At 54.7% G+C, this 16853-nt stretch carries 15 protein-coding genes; 14 read left to right on the forward strand and 1 reads right to left on the reverse strand.

Translation table 11 applies throughout. The features are described 5' to 3' along the window. Positions 1–22: 22 nt before the first annotated feature. The 10 genes from G536_RS0105025 to G536_RS0105070 all read left to right on the forward strand — a co-directional run bounded on the left by G536_RS0105025 (position 23) and on the right by G536_RS0105070 (position 8389). Positions 23–1519, forward strand: a complete 1497-nt coding sequence (locus G536_RS0105025; RefSeq protein WP_022822492.1) for a GH3 family acyl-acid amido synthetase — start codon at positions 23–25, stop codon at positions 1517–1519. 308 nt (positions 1520–1827) lie between these two features. Beyond that, a complete protein-coding gene (locus G536_RS0105030) occupies positions 1828–2559 on the forward strand; it encodes a slipin family protein (RefSeq protein WP_022822493.1) in 732 nt (243 codons plus the stop codon). A 14-nt stretch (positions 2560–2573) separates the two neighbouring features. Next, entirely contained in the window at positions 2574–3023 is a 450-nt protein-coding gene (locus tag G536_RS0105035; RefSeq protein ID WP_022822494.1) for a hypothetical protein, read from the forward strand. A 182-nt stretch (positions 3024–3205) separates the two neighbouring features. Then, positions 3206–3619: a LytR/AlgR family response regulator transcription factor gene (locus G536_RS26345; RefSeq protein WP_022822495.1), complete on the forward strand. Its 414-nt coding sequence runs from the start codon at positions 3206–3208 to the stop codon at positions 3617–3619. 165 nt (positions 3620–3784) lie between these two features. After that, complete coding sequence (locus G536_RS0105045) at positions 3785–4147, forward strand: hypothetical protein (protein ID WP_022822496.1); 363 nt, start codon at positions 3785–3787, stop codon at positions 4145–4147. A 59-nt stretch (positions 4148–4206) separates the two neighbouring features. Next, positions 4207–4659: a hypothetical protein gene (locus tag G536_RS0105050; RefSeq protein WP_022822497.1), complete on the forward strand. Its 453-nt coding sequence runs from the start codon at positions 4207–4209 to the stop codon at positions 4657–4659. 3 nt (positions 4660–4662) lie between these two features. Next, positions 4663–5076 carry a lysozyme inhibitor LprI family protein gene (locus tag G536_RS0105055; protein ID WP_022822498.1) on the forward strand — a complete coding sequence of 138 codons (414 nt, stop codon included), beginning with the start codon at positions 4663–4665 and terminating at the stop codon, positions 5074–5076. A gap of 52 nt (positions 5077–5128) precedes the next feature. Further along, complete coding sequence (locus G536_RS0105060; protein WP_022822499.1) at positions 5129–6319, forward strand: 1-deoxy-D-xylulose-5-phosphate reductoisomerase; 1191 nt, start codon at positions 5129–5131, stop codon at positions 6317–6319. An 84-nt stretch (positions 6320–6403) separates the two neighbouring features. Further along, entirely contained in the window at positions 6404–7804 is a 1401-nt protein-coding gene (locus G536_RS0105065) for a M50 family metallopeptidase (RefSeq protein ID WP_022822500.1), read from the forward strand. Positions 7805–7888: 84 nt separating this feature from the next. Continuing rightward, entirely contained in the window at positions 7889–8389 is a 501-nt protein-coding gene (locus G536_RS0105070; protein WP_022822501.1) for a DUF6702 family protein, read from the forward strand. Positions 8390–8478: 89 nt separating this feature from the next. Here the strand turns inward: G536_RS0105070 and G536_RS26350 are convergent, their stop codons facing one another. After that, positions 8479–10494 (reverse strand): OmpA family protein, encoded by a 2016-nt coding sequence (locus G536_RS26350; protein ID WP_022822502.1) that lies wholly within the window; start codon positions 10492–10494, stop codon positions 8479–8481. 276 nt (positions 10495–10770) lie between these two features. On the opposite strand from G536_RS26350, the gene lon reads away from it, so the two are divergent. The 4 genes from lon (at position 10771) to G536_RS0105095 (ending at position 16825) form a co-directional block, all read left to right on the forward strand. Beyond that, positions 10771–13272: an endopeptidase La gene (gene lon / locus G536_RS26355; protein ID WP_051166841.1), complete on the forward strand. Its 2502-nt coding sequence runs from the start codon at positions 10771–10773 to the stop codon at positions 13270–13272. 119 nt (positions 13273–13391) lie between these two features. Continuing rightward, positions 13392–14453 carry a type IX secretion system protein PorQ gene (porQ, locus tag G536_RS0105085; RefSeq protein WP_022822504.1) on the forward strand — a complete coding sequence of 354 codons (1062 nt, stop codon included), beginning with the start codon at positions 13392–13394 and terminating at the stop codon, positions 14451–14453. A 98-nt stretch (positions 14454–14551) separates the two neighbouring features. After that, the gene (hslU, locus tag G536_RS0105090) at positions 14552–15970 is read left to right on the forward strand and encodes an ATP-dependent protease ATPase subunit HslU (protein WP_022822505.1); all 1419 of its coding nucleotides are present in this window, start codon (positions 14552–14554) and stop codon (positions 15968–15970) included. A 123-nt stretch (positions 15971–16093) separates the two neighbouring features. Then, entirely contained in the window at positions 16094–16825 is a 732-nt protein-coding gene (locus G536_RS0105095; RefSeq protein WP_022822506.1) for an SDR family NAD(P)-dependent oxidoreductase, read from the forward strand. The last annotated feature ends 28 nt before the right edge of the window (positions 16826–16853 follow it).

Below are 16853 nucleotides of genomic sequence, written 5' to 3' on the forward strand. Positions count from 1 at the left end.
CCCATTCACTCATTCACTGCCCATGGGCCTGAAATCTGCTCTTAGCCGCCCGCTGGCTTCTTACGTCGTCAGCCGCTACCAGAAGTGGCAGCAAGACCCTATTGGTACTCAGCAGCGGATTTTACGCACTATTGTGGCAAAAGCCAGTGCCACCGCTTTCGGGCGCGACCATGATTTTGGGGCCATCCGGTCGGCGCAGGATCTGGCCCGCCTGGTGCCCGTGCGCGACTACGAGGCGTTGAGTGCATATTTTGAGCGGGTGAAGCACGGCGAGGCCCATGTGCTGTGGCCCGGCAAGCCTTTATATCTGGCCAAAACCAGCGGCACCACCTCGGGGGCTAAGTATATTCCGCTCACCAAAGACAGTATTCCGAACCACATCAACGGAGCCCGCGACGCGCTGCTTCACTACGTGCACCGCACCGGCAAAAGCGCGTTTCTGGATGGTAAGCTGATTTTTTTGTCGGGCAGCCCCGAGCTAGAGGAGGTGGGCGGGATTCATACGGGGAGGCTGTCGGGCATCGTCAACCACCACGTGCCGGCTTACCTGCGCCGTAACCAGCTGCCGAGCTACGCCACCAATATCATCGACGATTGGGAAACCAAGCTGGGGCGCATTGTGGATGAAACGCTGAGTGCGCCCATGACCCTGATTTCTGGGATTCCGCCGTGGGTGCAGATGTATTTTGATAGGATAGTGGCGCGCACAGGGCGGCCAGTGGGGGAGGTGTTTCCTGATTTCAACCTGTTCGTGTACGGCGGCGTCAACTTTGAGCCCTACCGCAAAAAACTGTTCGAAACCATCGGGCGGCCAGTAGATAGTATCGAGCTGTTTCCGGCTTCGGAAGGGTTTCTGGCGTTTCAGGACGAGCCCGGCAACCCTGGTATGTTGCTGCTGCTCGATGCGGGTATCTACTACGAGTTTGTGCCGGCCGAGCGATTCTTCGAGCCTAACCCGCCCCGCCTGTCGCTGGCCGAAGTGGAGTTGGATAAGCAGTACGCGCTGGTGCTGAATTCCAACGCTGGCCTCTGGGGCTATAGCCTCGGCGACACAGTGCGCTTCACCCAGAAATACCCGTTTCGGGTGGTAGTAAGTGGGCGCATCAAGCACTTTTTGTCGGCGTTCGGAGAGCATGTTATCGGTGAGGAAGTGGAGCAAACCTTACGTGAAGCCATGCAGCAGCACCCTGAGGTGGAGGTAGTGGAATTCACCGTAGCACCCCGCGTCAGCGACGACCCGGCCCTGCCCTCGCGCCATGAGTGGCTGGTAGAATTTGCGCGCCCGCCGCACGATGCTCCTGCTTTTGCTGCTGCCTTGGAAACCGGCCTGCGCCGCCGCAACGTGTATTACGACGACCTGCTGGCGGGCCACATTCTGGCGCCGTTGCTACTTACTGCCTTGCCGACGGGGGCATTTCAGCGCTATATGAAAAGCCTGGGCAAGCTTGGAGGGCAAAACAAAGTGCCGCGCCTTAGCAACGACCGAACCGTGGCCGACGGCCTGTTAGGAATTGGGTAGTACCACTTATCTTGCAGGCAACCGCTACCTATTCAACCATTGACGAATCTGCCTGAATAGGGTATTGCGGCGCAGATTCGTCAGGGGGTTCGACTCCCCCCATTGGCGTGGTGCTGCCCGGAAGGGCATCTGTCTTTTAACAGACCTGCCGAAGGGGAAGGAACAGGGCCTTCGGGCCCGAGCGACTTAGTGGTTTGCAACCACCCGGATACCGGCCGCCGTAGTGCTGGCGGCCTCAAGGGTGGTTCCCTGCTGCGTTGCGTTTCTTCTCCTTCACTGGCTGGTTACAGCTTAACTATGTAGTAGCAATGGGGTTATTCACCAAAACGTATCAGGTTAAGCCAAACCAGCAGGGGTTTCTGTACCGCGACAATGTGCTGGAAAAAGTGCTGCCGCCTGGTCGGTTTGAGGTGGTGGACTGGCGCAACCGCACGGAGCTACTGCTGCTGCCCACTACCAGCCGGCTTCTAACCGTAACCAACCAGGAAGTGCTGACGCGCGACAGTATTGCGCTGCGGTTTTCGTTTGTGGTGCAGTACCGTATTGCCAACGGCCAGCAGTTCCTGAGCCAGTTCGAGTTGAACCGGCCGGCACCGCAGTTGCTGCTAGAGGCCGAGCAGCGCATTTTCCAAACCATCCAGCTGGCGGCCCGCAACAAAATTGCTGCCTTCGACAGTGAGGAGCTACCAGAGCGGCGGGCGGAACTCACAGATTTCAACAGCCCGGAGGTTGCGCAGCAGCTAGCCGAACTAGGCATTGTCATCGAGCAGGCCCAGCTTCGTGACCTCACGTTTCCCAAAAACATTCAGGACCTGTTTGCGCGTTACCTGGAGGCGCGTATTCGTTCCAAGGCCGACTTGGAAAACGCACGTACGGCCGTAGCCACTGCCCGCGCCCTCAAAAACGCCGCCGACCAGATGAAGGGCGACGACAATCTGCGCTTCTTTCAGTATCTGGAAACCATCACCAAGATTGCCGCCAAAGGCAAGCACACGTTCCTGGTGGGCGATTATCCGGCCGGTAATAAACCTGTTTCTTAGCTCCGCCCGCATCCATGCGTATTGCCTTCGACCTAGACAACACGCTGATTCGCTGCGGCTATGATTTTCCGCTGGAAAAGCCTGCACGCTCAATGTGGGCTAAGCTACTCGGCGGAGAGCCGTTGCGGCGAGGCGTGGTAGTAGTAGCGGAATACTGCCGCCAGCGCGAATGGGAGGTATGGGTGTACACCACCTCGTACAGGAGCCATTGGTACATCCGGAAGCTGTTCTGGCTGCATGGTATCAAGTTAGGCGGCGTAGTAAATCAGCAGCGCCACGACCGGGAGGTAACGCCCCGCTGCACCAAGCATCCACCTACTTTTGGTATTGATTTGCTGATCGACGATTCGGAAGGAGTGCGGCTGGAAGGCGAGAAGTTCAACTTCAAAACGGTTGTAATTCAACCGCAAAACACCGAGTGGGCACTAAAGGTGATAGCTACGCTGCAGGAACTGGAGCACTAGCCGGGAAGAGAATAGCAATAATATGAGGTGAATGGTAGAAACAGGGAATGCCGTGAAAGGTAAAATTTCTCTTAATTATCCTATGTTTGTATTTCCAAATAGAAGGGAAGGCAAAGCTAGGAAGTATAGAGAAGTTATTTGTCAGGTAAAGTGCTGTTTTACAAAGGAATACCTAATTGCGTATGATCAATGAATACCCCGCTTCGTCGCCGATCCTGACTTGCGCAGTATTAGACGACGATGAAATCAATAGATTTACTTTAGAGCATTATATTAGACTGAACAAGTCCCTGAACCTGACGGCCTCTTTGTCGGGTAGCGTGCAGGGGCTCGACTTTTTTAGCACCAATCGGCGCGTGGATGTGCTGTTTCTGGATGTAGAAATGCCTGATTTAAGCGGCTTGGATATGCTGCGCTTGTTGCCCGAGCCGCCGCAGGTGGTGCTTACTACCGCTTACGAGGACTGTGCCTGGGATGCTTTTGAGTTGGGAATCGTAGATTATCTGGTCAAACCGTTTGACTACACCCGTTTCGAGCAGGCCGTGCAACGCGTAGCCGAGCGCCTACGCGTTAGCCCGTATCCACCGTTGCGGTAGTAGTGCCTGCCGGGCCCAGGTGCTGCCGGCCGGAGTTGCGGTGGCACGTAGTGCGTCCTATAACGCGGTGCAGAGGATGGTAAGCAGTGCTGGTAGCAGCCGAAATATTGGGAAGCGGGTAGTTACCTATCTTGGCAGGAAACTACATCTATTTATCCCATACAGATGAACAAGTCTCTGCTAACCGCCGCTGCCGGTTTACTCCTCACCGGCCTGTTTGCTTTCATCACGCGCCAGCCGCAGGTGGCCGAAAATAGAACTGAAGAATACGCCGTGGTCAGCGTGTTTCAGTCAGGCAAGAGCAATTATATGAGTGTCACGATTGGCTCCCGGCCATCGGAAGAAAAGGAATTCGAGAAAGAGAAAACTACTAAACGCTTCGACCTGGCACCGGTGCTGGCAGAGGTTGAAAAGCTGAATACGCAGGGATTCGAGCTAGTGAATGGCTCGGCTGCTATTCATGGCATGAACCAATACGGCGGCGGGTCGCCGTTCTATTCGTTTATTATGAAGCGGAAGGCGCGGTAACCGCGCTTATTAGTCTTGGGTGCAGGCCCGAGAACCAAATCCGTCGTATACGCTTCCCTATGTCTTTCCTCAAAAATCAGCTCCACACCTTGTGCGCGGCCTTTGTGCAGCAGCGTATAGCCGCTGCCCAAGCTGCTATGCTTACTGCCCAGGAATCGGCCAACTCCGAAACTAAAAGCAGCGCCGGCGACAAATACGAAACGGGCCGCGCTATGGCCCAGGAAGAGCGCAACCGCAACGCCGTACAGCTCCAGCAGGCCTTACAACTGCAAGGCGAGCTAACCCGCATCAACCCCGATTTGCCCTGCGACACAGTGCGCCCTGGTGCACTAGTAGATAGCACGTTAGGTCGGTTTTTTATAAGTATCAGCGCCGGCAAGCTCACCGTGGATGGCCAGGACTACTTTGCCGTATCGGCGGCGGCGCCGGTGGCAGCGGCATTGAGCGGTAAGCGGGCCGGTGAGCAGGTGGTATTCAATGGCAAGCCGGTGACGATAAGCACAATCGAGTAATCAATGAAAAAGGCCTTCTTACTGGTTGGACTGCTAGCCGTTGGGTGGAACCACAGCCAAGCACAAAGTAAACCACAGCAAAACGTAACCACCTGCCAGAAATGGACACAAGCCGATAAGAAGCTCAATGTGCTTTACAGGCAGATCCTAACGCTATACGCGTCGAATCCAGTTTTTCTGAAGGCATTTAAGGCTTCCCAAGTTGCTTGGCTGAAGTTTCGGGACGCGCAGGAAGAGGCTTTGTACCCTACGCAGCCAGGCCAGTCCAAACAGGTGACGTATGGCTCAGTTTATACCTCGTGTAACTGCGCCGTGCTAACCGACCTCACTACCGCCCGCAACCGCCAGCTGCAGTTGTGGGTTGATGGTATTGAGGAAGGGGATGTGTGCAGTGGTTCGGTCCGCCGGAAGCCCTGACTAGCAGGCCCGCGCATATTGCCTTACCTTCGCGGTGTAAGCTCTTTTTTCGATGCCCTCTGACTTCCCTAAACGCATTACGTTGCTTGGCTCCACCGGCTCTATCGGTACGCAGGCCCTCGACGTGGTGCGTGCTCACCCCACCCGGTTTACCGTGGCCGCCCTATCGGCCCACTCCAATGCCGATTTGCTGATTCAACAGGCCCGCGAGTTCCGACCCGCCGCCGTGGTTATTGGCGACGAAACCAAGTACCAAGCGGTTAAAGCCGCCCTAGTTGGTCAACCCGAAACGGAAGTCCTAGCCGGCGAAGCTGCCCTCGCCGAAGTAGCCGGCCGGCCCACCACCGATATTGTGCTCACAGCTATGGTAGGCTATGCCGGGCTGTTGCCTACCGTGGCGGCCATCAGGGCCGGCAAGGACATAGCCCTGGCCAATAAGGAAACCCTAGTTGTAGCTGGCCAACTGATTACGCAGCTAGTGCGCGAATACGGAGTGGGCCTGTATCCCGTTGATTCCGAGCACTCGGCCATTTTCCAGTGTCTGGTAGGAGAGGAGCGCAACCCCATCGAGAAAATCATTCTCACGGCCTCAGGTGGGCCGTTTCGGGGGCGTAGCCGCGCCGAGCTGGCTTCCGTCACGAAAGCGCAGGCCCTCAAGCATCCCAATTGGGACATGGGCGCCAAAATCACCATCGATTCGGCTTCGCTCATGAACAAGGGGCTGGAGGTGATAGAAGCCAAGTGGCTGTTCGGCCTCCGCGATGACCAGATAGATGTGGTAGTGCACCCGCAGAGCATCATCCATTCCCTCGTGCAGTTCGAAGACGGCTCTCTGAAGGCGCAGCTCGGCCTGCCAGACATGAAGCTTCCGATTCAGTACGCGCTAGGCTACCCGCACCGATTACCGGCCAGCTTCCCGCGCTTCTCCTTTCTCGACTATCCGCAGCTCACCTTCGAGCAGCCCGACAAAACGGCCTTCCGCAACTTGGGATTGGCTTTCGAAGCCATGAGCCGTGCCGGCAACGCGCCGTGCGTGCTCAATGCCGCCAACGAAATAGCCGTAGCCGCCTTCCTGCGCGACGAAGTAGGCTTCCTGCAAATGTCGGAGCTGGTAGAGGATTGCCTTTCGCGGGTTTCGTACCTTGCCGACCCGTCACTCGAGGACTACGTGCAGACTGACAAGGAGGCACGTCGCGTGGCGCAGGAACGGTTATTGAAACAAGCTGGCAAGCTCGCCAATTAGCAGGTTAGCCGGGAACGTAAGCCGATGAAAATAGCATTTCATTGGTTCCTAGACTCTCTAAATCACCATTTCATTTCGTAACTCTTGGAAATTCTCACCATGATTGGCCAGCTTCTGCTGGGCCTTTCGATTTTGGTTGGTATTCACGAATTCGGCCACTTCGCAACGGCGAAGTATTTCAAGATTCGTGTTGATAAGTTCTACATCTTCTTCGATTTCCTGTTTCCGCTTCCCAATGTGCTCAACTTCGCGCTGCTGAAGAAGAAGATTGGCGAGACAGAGTACGGCTTAGGTTGGTTCCCTTTGGGTGGCTATGTGGCCATTCACGGAATGATCGACGAAACCCAAGACGCCGATGCGCTGGCCGCCGAACCACAGCCCAACGAGTTTCGCGCCAAACCGGCTTGGCAGCGCCTGATTGTGATGCTGGGTGGCGTCATTATGAACGTCATTACCGGCATCATCATCTTTAGCTTTGTTATCTATGCTTATGGTGAGAGCTATTTACCGCTTTCAGAAGTGAAAGATGGTATTACTCCTACAGCATTGGGCAAGGAAATGGGCTTCAAACGGTACGATAAAATCGTGAAGATCAATGGACGCCCGTTTGTAGATTTTGATAGTGTGTACAACAGTGATGTACTGTTGGATAAGGATACGTACTACACCGTAGAGCGCGCTAACAGGCTGGTTGACATCCCAACCCCAGCCGACCTCATAACACGTCTCAATGACGAGGGCGGATTTGTAACTCCTCTAACTCGCTTCACTGTAGAGTCAGTGGTAGATAAGACCCCAGCTATGGAAGCTGGTCTACAAAATGGCGACCAAATCCTTAAGGTTGGTAATCAGGAGACGCCGTTTTTCTCTGATTTACAGGAAGCGTTGAAAGCAAATGCCTCTACCGTCGAGGAGCCTTCACTTATACAGCGTTTTATTAACTGGGTGCGTGGTACAGCGGCTGAGTCGGCACCGGAAAAGCTAACTCCATTACTGGTGAAGCGTGGTGGGCAGAATATGACTCTGCAAGTGAAGGTGGCACCTAACGGCACCATCGGGTTTGCTCCCAAAATTTCTATCAATTCCGGAACGCACCATTACAGTTTTCTGGAGTCAGTACCCAAAGGTATTGATAGAGCTTTCGGCGTGATTACTGGACAGATTAAAGCGTTTGGCAAGATATTTCGGGGCGAAATTTCATTTGGCAAATCAGTAGGTGGGCCGGTTGAAATTGCGCAACAATACGGTGGAAACTGGATTTGGGAACGGTTCTGGGTGCTGACTGGGTCTTTGTCGATGGTGCTGGCTTTCATGAACCTGCTACCTATCCCGGCTCTTGATGGTGGCCACGTCATTTTCCTGCTTTATGAAATGATAGCCGGTCGCAAGCCCTCTGATAAATTTCTGGAAAACGCCCAGAAAGTGGGCACTGCCCTGATTTTGGCTTTGATGTTCTTCGTGCTGGTTGTCAAGCGTTTCATTTAAGCCAATTACATAACATGCTTCTCTGAATTTGTGGTGCCTCGGCGTTGTTAGCTGAGGCACCACATTGTTTTTCAGGTTTGATCTATGATTCGCAACTCGTTCCTGCTTTTGCTACTACTGCTCACCGCTAGCCTTACGGCGTGGGCGCATGCCTACCATGCCAGCATCATGGATGTGCGCTACAACGCAAAAAAGCAGCAGCTGGAAATTGCTCTTAAGGTCTTCACCGATGACTTCGAGAAGGCGCTATCTACTGGCCGCCCAACTTCCATAGACCTGGAACAGTCGCCGAAGCCGTTGGTGACGCAACTGACCACTGAGCTATTGCGCAAGCAACTGGCCTTCGGTACACGGCCCGGCGAAACGTTGCCGTTGCAACTGTTGGGTATGCAGAAGGAGAGCGACGCGCATTGGCTGTACTGCACCGTGAAGCTAGCCAAGCCGCTTACCAGTTTCAGTTTGCGCCACTCTCTGCTACTCCCCACTTTCTCCGACCAAATGAACATTGTGAACGTAGAAGCTGGCGGGAAAAAGCAAAGCCTCTTGTTTCGTGACGGGGAGCAGGAACAGAAGGTAAGTTGGTAGAAGCTGCGGCTTGAAATTGAAATACAAAAAGGCGCCTCTTGCATTGTGTAAGAGGCGCCTTTTTCGTGGGTTTGCATTAGAGCAAGTGGCTATTTCCAGTCACTGCTGCCACCGGCTGGTTCTTCTTTCTTGCCTTCTGCGTTGGGCTTAATCAGCCGGAACTCTACGCGGCGGTTGGTTTTGGCGTCTTCGGGGGTGGCCTCCTCCTTGAGTGGTTTCGTAGAGCCGTATCCAAAGCTTTCAATACGGTTGGGCTGGAGCTTGCCTTTGGCCTCGATGTAGCGTCGAATAGCTTCAGCCCGGTCCTGCGAGAGTTTCTCGTTGAAATCCGGGTCGCCCTTCGAATCGGTGTGGCCGGAAATGCTCAGCCGGAACGTAGGGTGGTCAACCATGAATAGCGCAATCCGGTCGAGGACGGGGTGCATGGCCTGCCGGATGGTCGCCTTGTCTTGGTCGAACTCGATGTTCTGGAACACCAGCGGCAAGCCGTAGTCGATGGAGTTGGTCATCAGCTTCATCACTGTGTCGCCTTTCAGCTCAAAACTCTTCTCCACACTAAAGAAATCCGGGCTTTGAATCAGCATTACGTAGTGCGAGCCGTCAATTAAATCGAAGTCGAACGAGCCATCGGGCCGTAGGTACTTGGCTGCCACTTCAATACCATTATCGGTGTCGATAACGGTAACGATGCCATTCAACGGCTTGTGGGAAATAGAGTCCACCAACGAGCCTTCGATGTGCGTGGTAGCCAGCGGCTGGGCTTCCATGGGCAGCGGGAAGGAGTAGAGGTCGAGGTTTTTCATGTCCTTTTCCTCGGAGCGGGCATAGTATAGGTTCTGCGAGTCGGAGTCGATGGTGAAATAGTACTCCGAGCCTTTGCCGTTTACCAGTGGCCCGATGTTTTTGGGTTCCTGCCAGCGGCTGCGCACTCGGTATGTTTTATAAATATCGAAGTCGCCGTAGTTGAGCAGCTGCCCGCGCGAGGAGAAGTAGAGCACGTTGTAGAGCGGGTGGTAAAACGGGCTGACTTCACTTTCGCGCGTGTTTACCACGGGGCCCATGTTTTCGGCGGGTGCCCACTGGTTGTTCTTGTTTTTATACGTGTACCAGATATCGGCCAGCCCGAATCCGCCGAGTCGGTCGGAGGCGAAATACAGCGTGTCTTCATTCAGCGACAGAGTTGGCTGCGAATCCCAGGCCGGCGAGTTCACCTGCGCCCCCAGGCTCTTCGGCACCGACCATTGCCCATCCTTGAACGTGGACGTAAACAAGTCGCAGTTGCCGTGGCAGCTAGGGCACTCGCACCGCGCGAAATAGATGGTTTTGCCGTCTTTGGTAAAGCAAGCCGAGCCTTCGTTGTAGAGCGAGTTGATGGGCTTAGGTAGCGGTTCGGCCTCGCTCCATACCTCGCCGTCCTTGCGCGAAACATACAAATCTTCGTCTACTACCCCATGAATGCCGCGCACCTTGCGCTTCGACGAGAATAGCATCATTCCGGCCGTGGAATTCAGCGTGGGACCATAGTCTTCGGCCTTGGAGTTGATGGCCTCGCCCATGTTGGTGTACACACCCTTGGGCGGCCGGAAGGCCACAATACTCTTGCGGTACTCCACCAAATCATAGTACACTTTTAGCGGCACGTACAAGTCAGCCGTTTTCTGCTCTAACGAGTCGTAATAGAGCTGCACCTTTTTGATGTCCTGCCGATGGTGCTTGAGGGCCAGCCGGTAGTACGCCTTGGCGGTTTCTTCTTTGCCGGCCTTCTCCCATAGCTGCGCCAGACGCCACAGCAGGGGGGTATCTTTAGCAAAATTCTCGATGCCAAACTTGCCTACGTAGGCCGTTAGCAGGGTGCGGGCCTCCGGGTAATTGCGCCGCTTTTCGGCCTTCTGAATAGCCCGCAGTTCCTTCTTATTCTCGTAGTACGGAATGCGGTTCACGTTCGGAAACACCGGCGTGGCATCGGGGCGAAGTCGTAGCTGGCGAACGGTGCGGCCCGTGAGCTTGCGCTGCCGCAGCGGGGCATTGCTTTTCTGCTGGGCCCACAGCCCAACCGGCAGGCAAACCAACAGCAGCAGGAAAAACGTGCGTAAAGAGCGGAGCATAATAATAGGGGCACCGGAGCCAGACGGCGTGGCGCAATAAAGCTCAAAAATAGGAATTTCCAGGTACTAAAAGACTTACGCGGACCTTGGCAACTAATCTACCGATATTGCCGGCGCTACCGCGTAAGCGCAGGGCGTGCGCGTGCCAGAGTGGGCTTACCTTTGCATGGCACGGCACTTGTCAAACTAGTATCTTCGGAAGTCGGCTCACGTAAAAACGACGTCTCGTAGTGCCGGTCTGCCATTGTGGCACTGCTTTTCGCTCCCTGTTTCAGTATGTCTGCTATTCCCCCCGCCTTCTCTTCGCCTTTCCTATTGATGTCTGAAAACTCTGCCGAAGTAGTTTCTATTGTGGCTACCGACCCCGAGCAGCCGCTTGACCTGCAAGATGCCCCGGCTACGCTGCCTTTATTGCCCGTACGCAACACTGTGCTGTTTCCGGGCGTGGTGCTGCCTGTTACGGTTACCCGCAAAAAGAGCGTCCGGTTGGTGCGCAAGGCCTACCGCGGCGACAAACTAGTGGGGGTAGTGGCCCAGAAAAATAATCAGCAGGAAGACCCGGCGCTAGCTGATTTGTACGAAATGGGTACGATGGCCAAAATTCTGAAGCTGCTGGTGCTGCCTGATGGTAACACAACCATCATCATTCAGGGCCAAAGCCGCTTCCAGATTGAAGAGCAAACTCAAGCCACGCCGTTTCTGACGGCGCGGGTGAAATATTTCACCGAGACCTTCCCCACCAAAAATACCAAGGAAGTAAAGGGCTTAGTAGCGTCATTGAAAGACGCCGCGGCCAAAATGCTGCGCCTTAACCCCGATATTCCACAGGAGGCCCAGGTGGCACTCGACAATATTGAGTCGCCGGCTTTCCTCACGCATTTCCTTAGTTCCAACATCAACGTGGAAGTGGGGCAGAAGCAGAAGTTGCTCGAAATCAACGACGGTATTGAGCGAGGCACTCTGCTGCTGGAGATGATGATGAAGGAAATTCAGCATCTGGAAATCAAGCACGAAATCCAAAGCAAGGTCCACACCGACATCGACCAACAGCAGCGCGACTATTTCCTGCGCCAGCAAATTAAGGTGCTGCAAGACGAGCTAGGTGGCTCTGAAGGCCCCGACCAGGACGTGGACAAGTTTCGGCTACGGGCCAAAACCAAACAGTGGCCTGAAGCCGTAGCCAAGCACTTCAACAAAGAGCTAGACAAGCTAAGCCGCGTGAATCCGCAGGCCGCCGAGTACCCGCTGAGCGTGAATTACGTGGAGTTTCTGCTGGATTTGCCCTGGGGCGAGCAAACTAAAGACAACTTCAACCTCAAGCGTACCCGCAAAATCCTGGATGCCGACCACTACGGCATGGAAAAGGTGAAGGAGCGCATTGTGGAGTACTTGGCCGTGCTCAAGCTAAAGCAGGACATGAAGGCGCCCATCCTGTGCCTATACGGCCCGCCCGGCGTGGGTAAAACCAGCCTCGGTCGCTCTATTGCTAAAGCCCTGGGTCGCAAATATGTGCGCATGAGCCTGGGCGGCGTCCGCGACGAAGCTGAAATCCGAGGACACCGCAAAACCTACGTGGGCGCCATGCCCGGCCGCATCATCTCGCAGATCAAAAAAGCTGGGGCGTCCAACCCGGTTATCGTGCTCGACGAAATCGACAAGCTGGCCTCTGATTTCCGCGGCGACCCGTCTTCAGCCTTGCTGGAAGTATTGGACCCCGAGCAGAATTCCACCTTCACCGACAACTATCTTGAGGTGGAGTACGACCTGAGCCGTGTGCTGTTCATTGCCACGGCCAATTCGCTGGATACCATTCAGCCCGCCTTGCGCGACCGGATGGAAATAATTGACCTGACCGGGTACACGCTGGAAGAGAAAACTCAGATTGCCAAAAAGCACCTCTGGCCCAAGCAACTCACCGACCACGGCCTCAGCGTGAAGGACGTAGCCATTACCACTGCGGCGTTGCAGCGCGTCATCGACGACTACACCCGCGAATCGGGCGTGCGGAGCTTGGAGCGTAAGCTGGGCGGCGTAGTGCGCAATATTGCCAAAAGCAAAGCCATGAACGAGGCGTTTCCGGCCTCGTTGGAGCCCAAGGATATCGAGCGAATTCTAGGTCCAGCTGTCTTCGACCGAGACTTGTACCAGGACAATGAAACGGCTGGGGTAGTAACCGGCTTAGCCTGGACTTCGGTAGGCGGGGATATTCTGTTCATTGAAAGCCTGCTGAGCAGGGGCCGCGGCAAGCTTACGCTGTCGGGTCAGTTAGGCGACGTGATGAAGGAGTCGGCCATTACTGCGCTGAGCTACCTGCGCAGTCGCGCCGAGGAACTGGGCATCGACTACCGCCTCTTCGACCAGTACGACCTGCACATTCACTTCCCGGAAGGTGCCGTACCCAAAGATGGCCCCAGCGCCGGTATTGCCATATTTACCAGCATTGCTTCGGTATTCACGCAGCGCAAAATCCGCAGCCATTTGGCCATGACCGGCGAAATCACGCTGCGCGGTAAGGTGCTGCCAGTAGGTGGCATCAAGGAAAAGATTCTGGCCGCCAAGCGCGCTGGCATCCGCGACATTATTCTGTGCAGCAAGAACCGCAAGGATATTCTGGAAATAGCGCCCGAGTATCTCAAGGAAGTTGCCATCCACTACGCCGACCGGGTAGACGACGTGCTGAAGGTGGCTTTGTTAAACGAATTGGTAGAGCACCCGCTGAAACTAGTAGTGCGCGACGAGCCCTTAACGGCACCTTCTCCGAGCGTGGAAGTGCAGTAGTAGCCCTATTAACAACTCATGGCACGAACTTCGGTCCGTGCCATGAGTTGACGCGCAATAAAATGCCTGCTACGGCGTCTTAGTCCCGGAATACTTCTTGAACGCCGTATCTTGTTTTTATGATTTCACTGCTACAGTATCGGGCTATTGCTATTTTATCGGTTGGGCTGGGATTGAGCGTCGCTCCGGCGGCAATGGCTCAGATTGGGGGCCAACAGGCTTTTTCATTCCTGAACTTGCCTACCGGTGCTAAAGCGGCGGCCTTGGGCGGCGTCAACGTATCAGCGCGCGACTCTGACCCGACGTTGTTTCTGAGCAACCCTGCCTTGCTGAACGCTGATATGGAAGGCCGCTTGGCTCTCAGCTTCGTGGACTATGTAGCCGATATCAAGCAAAGTACTGCTGCCTATGCCTTCAAGCAGGGTAAAGCCGGTCGTTTTGGCATCGGGGTTACGTACTTGAGCTACGGAAATTTCGAGCAATACGATGCGGCAGGTAACTCGCTGGGGCAGTTTTCAGTGAATGAATACGCGCTGAGCATAGCTGACTCATACACCCAGGGCAATTTCACGTTGGGTGGTACGGCGCGGTTGGCCGTGTCGGGTATTGCCGGCAACCACTCGGTGGCTGCCCTGGCTGATGTTGGGGCTGTGTTCAAGCACCCCGAGCAGGATTTCACGGTGGGCCTAACCGCCCGTAATGTAGGCTATCAACTCAAAACGTATGCAGGCGCCAGCCGGGAACCGATGCCTCTTGACGTGCAGATTGGCGCGTCCATCAAGCCCGAGCACATGCCCTTGCGCTTCTCCATCACGGCGCATCACCTCCAGCAATTTGATATTGTGTACCTCGACCCCAACCAACGTGGGCAACTTGACGACCAAGGCAATGAGGTGGTAAAGAAAAAAAGCGTCGGTGACAAGATTGCTCGGCACTTTGCGGTAGGTGGGGAGTTGATTCTGGGTAAAAACCTCAATGTGCGCGTCGGCTACAACCATCTCCAGCGCCGCGAATTGCGCCTCGATAATACCAGTGGCGGCGCGGGTCTTTCCTTCGGCGTCATGTTGCGTATCAGCCAGTTTCAGCTTGATTACACGTATGCCGGGGTTCATGCCAGCGGCGGCGCCAACTATTTCACGGTAGCCCGAAACCTGAATACGCTATTCACCAAAACCCAGTAGTGTGCAGTAGTTTTGGGGCATGTTAGGTGTTTGAACGTACTACCTATACTACGTAGGCAAAACTCGCCTAGCTACCACCTTTCCCTGATTCTCTGTTTATGCTTGATTCAAATAGTTTCCTGACCCCGGCTCAGATTGTAGCCGAGCTCGATAAATATATTATTGGCCAGCACGATGCCAAGCGCCATGTAGCCATTGCCCTGCGCAACCGCTGGCGCCGCCTGCACGCTCCAGCGGATATGCAGCGCGAGATTGTGCCCAACAACATCCTCATGATTGGCTCGACGGGCGTTGGTAAAACCGAAATTGCCCGCCGCTTAGCCGCCATTGCCGATGCTCCTTTCACCAAAGTGGAAGCCTCCAAATTTACGGAAGTCGGCTATGTGGGCCGCGACGTGGAGAGTATGGTTCGTGACTTGGTGGAACAATCAGTGAACCAAGTGAAGCAGCGCCGCAAAGAAGCGGTAAAAGTGCAGGCCGCGCAGGCTGTGGAGGATTTGATTCTGGATGCCTTGATTCCGCCCGTTACCGGTGGGGGAGGAGCCAGCAAATCTTCAGTCGGTTTCGGCGGAAGCTTGACCGACGGTTCTGCTATGCCTGAATCAGACTATGAGTTGAACGAGCGGACGCGTGATAAATTCCGTGAGAAGATTCGCAATGGTGAATTGGATGACCGCAAAATCGAGATTAAGGTAGCTCAGAACAATACGCCCGGCATCGGGGTAGTGGGCGGTGCTCCGGGCATGGACGAAGCCTCAATGGCCGGCATCCAGGATATGATTGGGGCCATGCTGCCCAAGAAAACCCGCAAGCGCAAAGTCACCATTGCCGAGGCCCGCAAGATTCTGCTCGACGAAGAAGCAGCCAAACTCATCGATATGGATGAGGTGAAAGATGAAGCCATCCGCCAAGCCGAAAACGCCGGCATCATCTTTATCGACGAAATCGACAAGGTGGCCAGCCGAAGCAGCAAAGGTGGGGGTGGCCCCGATGTTAGCCGGGAAGGCGTACAGCGTGACCTACTGCCCATTGTAGAAGGCTCGGCCGTAAGCACCAAATACGGTGTCGTCAACACCGACCATATCCTGTTCATTGCCGCCGGAGCTTTCCACGTGGCCAAGCCCTCCGACCTAATTCCGGAGCTGCAGGGGCGGTTTCCCATCCGGGTGGAGCTGCAAAGCCTTACCAAAGAAGATTTCTTCCGGATTCTGAAGGACCCCAAGAACGCGCTAACCAAGCAGTACGAGGCCTTATTGCAGGCTGAAGAAGTATTTCTGAGCTTCGAGGATTCGGCGCTGGAGCGGTTAGCGGAAATAGCCTTTGAAGTGAATGCCGAAGTAGAGAATATCGGAGCCCGACGGCTGCATACGGTTATGAGCCGCTTATTGAACGATATTCTCTTCGATGTGCCCGATCTTATCGGTCCCAATGCACGAATCGTTATCAACCGGGAATTAGTAGATGAGCGCCTGCAAGGCATGGTTCGTAACCGCGACGTATCACAGTACATCTTGTAAATCAACTGGGTATAGTTTGCTTAGTAGAAAATAAGAAGAGCCGTTCAACGGTAGAGAAGTACTCCGCGTATTTATTGCGGATTCCTTTCTGCCCTTGAGCGGCTCTCACTTTTTCATCTATCCATGCACTACTATATCATCACCGGCGCCAGCCGCGGGCTAGGCAAAGCACTGGCCGAAGAAGCGCTAAAGCAACCGGATACGTCCGTGCTAGGCGTATCGCGCCATGCCACCATCACACACGAGCGGTATCAGCATCAACCCCTCGACCTCTCCGATATGCTCGCCGTGCAGAACAACCTATACAAATTGTTTCCGGCCCGGCCCGATGCCACCAGCCTTACGCTCATCAACAATGCTGGTGTACTAGGTGAAATAGGTTATGTAGGTGAGTTACCCAACGAGCATTTCGAGTTTGTATTCGATGTGAATGTAGTTGCTCCTGCCATGCTCATGAACACCTTTCTGAGTGCCTATGGCAGCCAGACCAGCATCCCTCGTACTATCCTCAATATCAGCAGCGGAGCCGCCCAACGCCCCATTGATGGCTGGGGAGCCTACGGCGCCTCCAAAGCCGCCCTCGACGCCCTCACCCGTACCGCTCAGAAAGAACAAGATTTACGCAGTTCCGGCATCCGGTTGCGCAGTTTATCTCCTGGAGTAGTGGACACAGCTATGCAGGAACATATTAGAACGGCTGATGAGCAAGATTTTAGCGAAGCAACGCGGTTCTCCGGTTTATATTCTGAGGGGCAATTGGCCCAACCAGAAGTAACAGCGGGAAAAATTTTGGCGTGGCTGCACCGGCCCACTACAAACGGTGAGGAAATCGTACTAAGGATAGACTCTATTTAAAAAAAAAGCTCCCCAGCCTACTGACAGG

It is taken from the genome of Hymenobacter norwichensis DSM 15439, assembly GCF_000420705.1.
GTDB lineage: Bacteria > Bacteroidota > Bacteroidia > Cytophagales > Hymenobacteraceae > Hymenobacter > Hymenobacter norwichensis.

What these genes read in the sequence shown, in the direction of transcription:
- lon (WP_051166841.1), top strand. Translation starts at nt 10,771, where the DNA reads ATGTCTGCTATTCCCCCCGCCTTCTCTTCGCCTTTCCTATTGATGTCT.
- G536_RS0105055 (WP_022822498.1), top strand. Translation starts at nt 4,663, where the DNA reads ATGAAAAAGGCCTTCTTACTGGTTGGACTGCTAGCCGTTGGGTGGAAC.
- G536_RS0105095 (WP_022822506.1), top strand. Translation starts at nt 16,094, where the DNA reads ATGCACTACTATATCATCACCGGCGCCAGCCGCGGGCTAGGCAAAGCA.
- porQ (WP_022822504.1), top strand. Translation starts at nt 13,392, where the DNA reads ATGATTTCACTGCTACAGTATCGGGCTATTGCTATTTTATCGGTTGGG.
- G536_RS0105030 (WP_022822493.1), top strand. Translation starts at nt 1,828, where the DNA reads ATGGGGTTATTCACCAAAACGTATCAGGTTAAGCCAAACCAGCAGGGG.
- hslU (WP_022822505.1), top strand. Translation starts at nt 14,552, where the DNA reads ATGCTTGATTCAAATAGTTTCCTGACCCCGGCTCAGATTGTAGCCGAG.
- G536_RS26345 (WP_022822495.1), top strand. Translation starts at nt 3,206, where the DNA reads ATGATCAATGAATACCCCGCTTCGTCGCCGATCCTGACTTGCGCAGTA.
- G536_RS26350 (WP_022822502.1), bottom strand. Translation starts at nt 10,494, where the DNA reads ATGCTCCGCTCTTTACGCACGTTTTTCCTGCTGCTGTTGGTTTGCCTG.
- G536_RS0105060 (WP_022822499.1), top strand. Translation starts at nt 5,129, where the DNA reads ATGCCCTCTGACTTCCCTAAACGCATTACGTTGCTTGGCTCCACCGGC.
- G536_RS0105025 (WP_022822492.1), top strand. Translation starts at nt 23, where the DNA reads ATGGGCCTGAAATCTGCTCTTAGCCGCCCGCTGGCTTCTTACGTCGTC.
- G536_RS0105045 (WP_022822496.1), top strand. Translation starts at nt 3,785, where the DNA reads ATGAACAAGTCTCTGCTAACCGCCGCTGCCGGTTTACTCCTCACCGGC.
- G536_RS0105035 (WP_022822494.1), top strand. Translation starts at nt 2,574, where the DNA reads ATGCGTATTGCCTTCGACCTAGACAACACGCTGATTCGCTGCGGCTAT.
- G536_RS0105050 (WP_022822497.1), top strand. Translation starts at nt 4,207, where the DNA reads ATGTCTTTCCTCAAAAATCAGCTCCACACCTTGTGCGCGGCCTTTGTG.
- G536_RS0105070 (WP_022822501.1), top strand. Translation starts at nt 7,889, where the DNA reads ATGATTCGCAACTCGTTCCTGCTTTTGCTACTACTGCTCACCGCTAGC.